The organism is Acidimicrobiales bacterium, assembly GCA_036270875.1.
In the GTDB taxonomy this organism is placed as follows: Bacteria; Actinomycetota; Acidimicrobiia; order Acidimicrobiales; family AC-9; genus AC-9.
In genome coordinates this window covers 1-6,599 of the sequence record DATBBR010000148.1, presented here as the reverse complement: position 1 = coordinate 6,599, position 6,599 = coordinate 1, and the positions used below count along the sequence as shown (strand labels likewise).

Below are 6,599 nucleotides of genomic sequence, written 5' to 3'. Positions count from 1 at the left end.
CTTGTATCGGCGCGGGTCGTCGTCCTCCGCCTTGAGAATGCGATCGAGACGCTGGATGTTGCCGTCGTAGCGCTCGCGGTAGGCGTCCCAGTCGAGCTCGGCGAGCTGACCGTATCCCTCGAACTGGCTGATGATGCCGTCGCCGTGGAACGGTACGAACATCCGACGGCTCATCCGCGCCCAGGTCTCGACCTCCTCGTCGGTCAGGCCGATCCGGGCTCGCAGCGCCCGGGCCCGTCCCTCCGGGAGCAGGGCGAGCAGCCTCGGGGCGAGGTCAGAGATCCACGCCACCATCACGTTGGTGTACGCGTTGTTGCGAAGGCCGCCCCCCTCGGCGCCCGGGTAGCCCTCGTGGAACTCGTCGGGGCCCATCACGCCGTGGATCTCGTAGCGGTCCCGCTCGGGGTTGTACCGGGCCAGCGAGGCGAAGAACCGGGCGATCTCGAGCATCATCTCCGCTCCGTGGTCGACCATGAACTCGAAGTCACCCGTCGCCTGGAAGTAGTGCCAGAGGTTGTAGAAGATCGCCGCGTTGACGTGACGCTGGTTGTGGCTGAGGTCGGGCTCCCAGCGGCCCGACAACGGGTTGAGGTGTACTACCTGGGTCTCCTCTGTCCCGTCGCTGCCGCTCTGCCAGGGGTACATGGCCCCGCGGTACCCGGCAGCCTTCGCGGCCCGGCGGGCCTCCCCGAGCCGGCGCGCCCGGTACAGCAGCAGGTGACGGGCGGCCCGTGGGAGGCGGACGGTCAGGTAGAGCAGGACGTACAGCTCGTCCCAGAACACATGGCCGCGATAGGCCTCGCCGTTCAGGCCCCGGGCAACGACGCCGGAGTCCACCTCGGCGGCGTAGCCCGAGCAGACCTGGAGAAGGTGTGATGCGTGCAGCCGCAACCGCAGTTGCACGGCGGTCTCGCCCGGTAGCACAAGATCGCACATCTCCCACTGCTCGTCCCAGGCCTGCCGATGCTCGCGAACCGCGTCCGAGAACGGGGGGTGATGGCTCGCCGCCTTGCCGGCGCTGGCCAGCGGCTCGCTGATCGCATGGTCGCGCGATGTGTAGAACGCGACCATCTTCTCGACCTGCACGGGCTCGCCCTCTTGGACGTCGAAGCCGATGACCTGCTGGATGTAGTCCTCCATCTGGTAGAGCTCTCGCTCGACCTCGAGGGGCGCACCACCCGAAGAGGCTGTCGTGCGCGCCGCCTCGGCCACGTAGATGCGGGACTGGCGCGTGCGCGCCATCAGAGCGATCACCTCGGGGCCGAACGTGCGCGGCAGAGTCGGCTCCAAGTGTCGTCCTTCGAGCTGCCCGTATCGGGCGACCCCGGCGTTGGTCACCCGCCCGTCCAGCGCCGAGACGATCTCGACCGGACCCGACCAGTTCTCGGCGGTGAGCGTCCACTCGATCCCGGCCAGGTGCATCTCGGCCATGCTGACGAACCGGCGGCTGCGTAAGGTCGTCTCCCGGCCCAACCGGTCGCGGAAGCGAAGCGTCCGTGCTACGACGGCGGCTCCGATGTCGTACTCGTGGCGGTAGGAGCGCAGCTCGACGTCTTGGAGGCGAACGACCTCCCCGCCCTCGATACGCAGCTTGAGCACGGCCCAGTTGGGCAGGTTTACCAGGTCCTCGTTGAGCACCGGGGTCCCACCCATGATGGTGGTCTCGCGGTTATAGCCGCCGTGGGTGTAGGTCCCCGGGTAGTGCACGCCGTCGGCGTCCTCCCACTCCGCGAACCCGCGGGTGCAGAGATAGCCGTTGCCGGTCGAGGTCAGCGCCTCCCGCAGGCCTTCGTCTGCCGCCTCAAAGCCCTTGTAGATCAGCGAAGGGTCGGGGCCGGGAACGATAGGGGTCATCGGACCATTGGCCAGGGCTCGTTCACTCGGTTTCCAGGCCGGTCCCTTCCTGGGTCTGGCGAATCTGTCCCGCCGCCAGGTTGAGCGCAGTCGGCAGACCGATCCCGCCCGGGAGCTGGAAGACCGATCCGGAGCCTGCGTTGAGCGCGGCGTCGAGGTCGATGGCGGCGCGGATCAGGGCCAGGTGGGTGAAGGCCTGGGGGAAGTTGCCGATCTGGCGGCCGCTCGGGTCGATCTCCTCGGAGTAGAGCCCGACGTGGTTGGCGTAGGTCAGCATCTTCTCGAAGGCGTACTGCGCCTCCTCCAGGCGCCCGGCGCGTGTCAGGGCGTCCACGTAGAAGAACGAGCACAGCGAGAACGTCCCCTCCGATCCCTCCAGGCCGTCAGGCGAGGCACTCGGGTTGTAGCGGTAGACGAGGCTGTCGGTGACCAGCTCCTCGTCGATTCCCTTGAGCGTGGACAGCCACAGCGGGTCCTTCGGGGCGATGAACCCGACCAGGGGCATCAGCAGGCTGATGGCGTCGAGCACGTCCGTCCCGGGGTACTGGGTGAAGGCCCCCCGCTCGGGGTTCCAGCACTTGTTCATGATCTGCTGGTAGACGGCATCACGAGCGGCGGTCCACCGCGGGACGTCGCCCGGCCGCCCCCGGTCACGGGCCATGCGAATGAGCCGGTCGAAAGCCACCCACACCATCACCCGCCCGTAGGTGAAGTCCTTGCGCCCGCCCCTGGTCTCCCATACCCCCTCGTCCGGCTGGTCCCAGTTCTCGGCCAGCCAGTCGGCGATCTTGACGAGCTCGACCCACCCCAGGTAGCCGACCGGCTCGGTGGGGTCGGCCAGGGCGATCGAGTCCATCGCCTCGCCGTAGATGTCGAGCTGGAGCTGGTCGGCGGCCCCGTTGCCGATCCGTACCGGGCGCGAGCCCATGTAGCCCTCGAAGTGGTCGAGCGTCTCCTCCACCAGGTCCGACGAGCCGTCCACCCGGTACATGATCTTGAGCGGGCCCGAGTCCTTGCCGACGTGCTCGGAGACCCGATTGCCCATCCACAGGAGGAATGCCCTTGCCTCCTCGGTATAGCCCAGACCCAGGAGGGCGTAGACCGAGAAGGAGGCGTCGCGAATCCAGGTGAAGCGGTAGTCCCAGTTGCGCTCGCCACCGATCTGCTCGGGCAGTCCCGCTGTCGTCGCTGCCACCAGGGCACCGGTCGGGGCGTAGGTCATGAGCTTGAGCGACATGGCCGAGCGGTGGACCATCTCTCGCCACCGTCCCTGGTAGGTGCACTTGGCCAACCAGGCCCGCCAGTAGTTGACCGTCTGCTCGAACAGGGTGACTGCGTCGCCTCGGTTCATGGCCTGCGGCTCTCGGGTGGTCCCCGTCTCGAGCATGAACCCACTCACCTCGCCGGCCCTGAGCGTGAAGTCGAGGCGAACGTCGCCGTCTCCCGATCGCTCGGCGCCGGCGGCACCGTGGAGGACCACCTGTCCGCCGTTGGCCCGGAAGACGGCGCCCTCGTTGGTGAGCGACAGCTTGTGGGGCTGGCGGGCGAAATCGAAGCGGGGCTCGCACTCGAGCCGGAATGGCATCTCCCCCCGCAGGCACCGCACGCCCCGGCAGATCCGGTGGTTCTCGGTGGCCACGGTGGGATTGTCGATGGGCATGAAGTCGACGAGCTCGGCTACCCCGGCGTCGGTCATGAAGCGGGTGATCAGGCAGGCCGACTGGGGGAAGTAGATCTGGGTGGTCTGGCAGTCGTCGAGCACCGGCGCGATCCGGAACCGCCCTCCCTTGCGGGCGTCGAGGAGCGAAGCGAAGATGCTGGGGGAATCGAAACGGGGAGCGCAGAAGAAGTCGATCGTCCCGTCCTTGGTGACGAGCGCGGAGGTCTGCAGATCGCCGATCAGACCGTGGTCGCTGACGAGGGGATAGTCGCTCACGAGGGCTCCTCTTGACTCGGCAGGGTCGTCCGACGCCTGCTCACCTCGTGATTCTGTGGTCGTCGGCGGATGCTGTCGTCACCCGCAGCGGGTGATTCAGCAGCCGCTCTGGCTGGCCGGGATCTGGTCGAGGGCGAGATGGAACGGACCGGCCTGGTTGGCCACGAGTGTCGTCCAGCCGCTCGGCGTCCCATAGATACAGCCATTGCCTTCGGCCACGCTCCAGCGGGAGTTGTAGCGGACGCGAACGAGCACGACACCGGGGCCGCTGGTGTCGAGCGTGATGTTCCCCCCGTCCATGCGGACCAGCCGGGCGGGCCCGTCGACGAGGCCGGTCGACCCGGCCACCTCGAACAGCCGCCAGTTGCGGTCGTGCCAGGCGGGGACGAGACCGGGAACCCCCGATTGGACGAGCCGTCCCTCCTGCACAGCGGCGTAGTCGAGCGGGACGTCAGGGAGCGCCACGTAGCGGACCCCGTTGTCCAGCAGCCAGGCGCGGTAGCTGGCCGCGTCGAGCTGGCCCTGGGCGTAGAACAGGGCGTTGTTTGCCGTGTCGAGCTGGCGCTCCCAGCCGCGGGCCAGGGGGTAGTACGGCGCGACGTAGGCGGCTTCCCAGTGCCTCGCCGTCGGGACGATCTCCACCCGACCGGCGGGATGGTCGTGCCCGCCCAAGTAGCCCAGGAGGGGCTGGAAGTACCTGGTCTGCGTGGACGGGTCGCTCCGCCCCGTGAAGGACGTGGCCGAGGGGCCCCACTGGAGCAGGGCGAGCGGCACCACGGCAAACGGCACGAGCAGGCGCCGGTGCGGCCACAGCAGGCAGGCCGCCAGCGGGGCGCCGACGCACTCTCCGAGGCGGCTGATGTTGCTGCCCATCGAGCTCGGCACGACGAAACTCAGGACGATCGCCACGACGTACAGCAGGGCCCCCGTGCGCAGGCTGCGCTCCGATCGGGGGATCAGCACGGTGGCCAGGCCGAACAGCCCCAGCAGCCACCCGAAGTCGAAGGCGGTGAACGGCATCGCCCCCTGGCCCGGGAACAGCAGCGTCAGGGCGGCCACTGGGACCGCGGCCACGGCGACCAGGCCTCCCAGGGCCAGACGCCGCCGGGGCCAGGACGCCAGCAGCCAGGCCACGGCGGCCAAGGCGAGGAAGGAGCCCGCCAGTGGGCTGGCCAGGGGCGTCGCCACCGCCAACGCAGCCGCCAGACGCCACCGCCGACGGGTGGCGGCCCAGATGGCCGCCAGGGCCAGGGCCTCGCCCAGCAGGAAGGGCAGCTGCCCGATCGACACCTGGACCATCGTCCCCACGGCGAAGATCAGCGATCCCACCCTCGCCGAGGTGCCGAAGTGGCCGACCACGAGGCGGTCGAAGGCCCAGGCGGCGACGGCGGCGCTCAGCACCTCGGTGGCCTGGACGCCGATGACGCCGGCGACGGGCGGAAAGATAACGCTGTAATTGAGCGTCCAGTGCCCCCCGTACCATTGGCTGTCCCACAGGGTCAGGCCCTGCTGGTGGAACAGCCCGATGCGGTACAGCTGGGCGGAGAAGTCCACCCCCCGCCACCCCTCGAGCACTGCCACCAGCGCCAGCGAGCCGGCGACCAGCGGGGCGAGCAGAGAGGCGACGACCCCCTTGGGGGGCACGAGCAAGGGCCCACGTCGTCCGATGGCGCGACCCAGCCACCGCGCGCCGGGGACGGGGGGATCGAAGGTTGCGGCCACGCAGGTTGGCTCGGGCTACGGGCGCTTGCCGTGGGGGGCGGTCCGCATCCCGACAACGCTACAGGGGCGATCTGGGAGGGAGCTGTGTATGGCTCCCGAGCTGGCCCGATGGCGGTCGGACGGCGACCGCCAGGGCTCAAGCCGGATCCTTCCGGGCCCCCTCCTGCCCGGCAGGGGGTCCCGGCTGTCAGAGTCCGGGGCTGCTCTGCATGAGGCCCCCGTCGACCATGACCGTCGTGGCCGTGATGTAGCTGGCCCCGTCCCCGGCCAGGAAGGCCACCACGCTGCCGATCTCCTCCGGTTGGGCCATCCGGCCCAGCGGGATCGCGTCGTTGATGGTCTTGAGCTTCACCGGGTCGTCCAGCGTGGACTGGTTGATCGGCGTGATCACTGCGCCCGGTCCCACGCCGACAACCGTGATCCCGTGCGGAGCGAGGGCTACGCCGGCCTGGCGGGTGAGCATGCGCATGCCGCCCTTGGAGACGGCGTAGGGAGCGTTGCCCGTCATCGGCCAGTCCTCGTGGACCGACGTCATGTTGATGATCCGGCCGCCGCCGCCCTGGGCCAACATCTGTTTGGCCGCCAGCTGCGTCCCGAAGAAGGCGCTCTTCAGGTTGATGTCAAGGACCTCGTGATACTCCTCTTCCGTGCTCTCGAGTATCGACGTGCGTGTCTCGATGCCGGCGTTGTTGACCATGATGTCGAGCCGCCCGAACTCCTTGACCGCAGCATCGATGAGCCTCTGCAGCTCGTCGATCTTGCTGACATCGGCTTCGACCCCGATGGCCTTGTCTCCCATAGCCGCGACCTTGCGCTCCAGCTCCTCGGCGGCCTCGGGGTGGGCCACGAAATCGATGACCACCCTGGCGTGGTGCTCGGCAAGGGCGAGCACGACCGCCTGACCGATCCTGCTGTTGCCGCCGGTGACGATGGCGACCTTGCCGTCGAGGCTCATGTTGGCAGGGTATGGAGGGGTGTCGTCGCGGTCATCACCCGTCGTGGGTGATTTGCGTGGGCCGGCAGTTCATCCGCATCGGCACCGGCCGCTCCCGCCCACAGTCACCCTCTTCGGGTGGTTGTAGGCACT

At 68.8% G+C, this 6,599-nt stretch carries 4 protein-coding genes; all 4 read right to left on the bottom strand.

Annotated elements, in window-relative coordinates:
- Positions 1-1,854, bottom strand: a 1,854-nt coding sequence (locus VH112_14245) for a hypothetical protein (GenBank protein ID HEX4541398.1), incomplete at its 3' end; no start/stop codon positions are given.
- Between the two features lie 22 nt (positions 1,855-1,876).
- On the bottom strand, positions 1,877-3,790 hold the full coding sequence (locus tag VH112_14240) for a glycoside hydrolase family 15 protein (GenBank protein HEX4541397.1): 1,914 nt from the start codon (positions 3,788-3,790) through the stop codon (positions 1,877-1,879).
- 96 nt (positions 3,791-3,886) lie between these two features.
- Positions 3,887-5,440: a hypothetical protein gene (locus tag VH112_14235; protein ID HEX4541396.1), complete on the bottom strand. Its 1,554-nt coding sequence runs from the start codon at positions 5,438-5,440 to the stop codon at positions 3,887-3,889.
- 259 nt (positions 5,441-5,699) lie between these two features.
- On the bottom strand, positions 5,700-6,467 hold the full coding sequence (locus tag VH112_14230) for a glucose 1-dehydrogenase (GenBank protein ID HEX4541395.1): 768 nt from the start codon (positions 6,465-6,467) through the stop codon (positions 5,700-5,702).
- Positions 6,468-6,599: the final 132 nt, after the last annotated feature.

Excerpts from the sequence above, each read along its gene's own strand:
- VH112_14230 (HEX4541395.1), bottom strand. The coding sequence starts at position 6,467 with ATGAGCCTCGACGGCAAGGTCGCCATCGTCACCGGCGGCAACAGCAGG.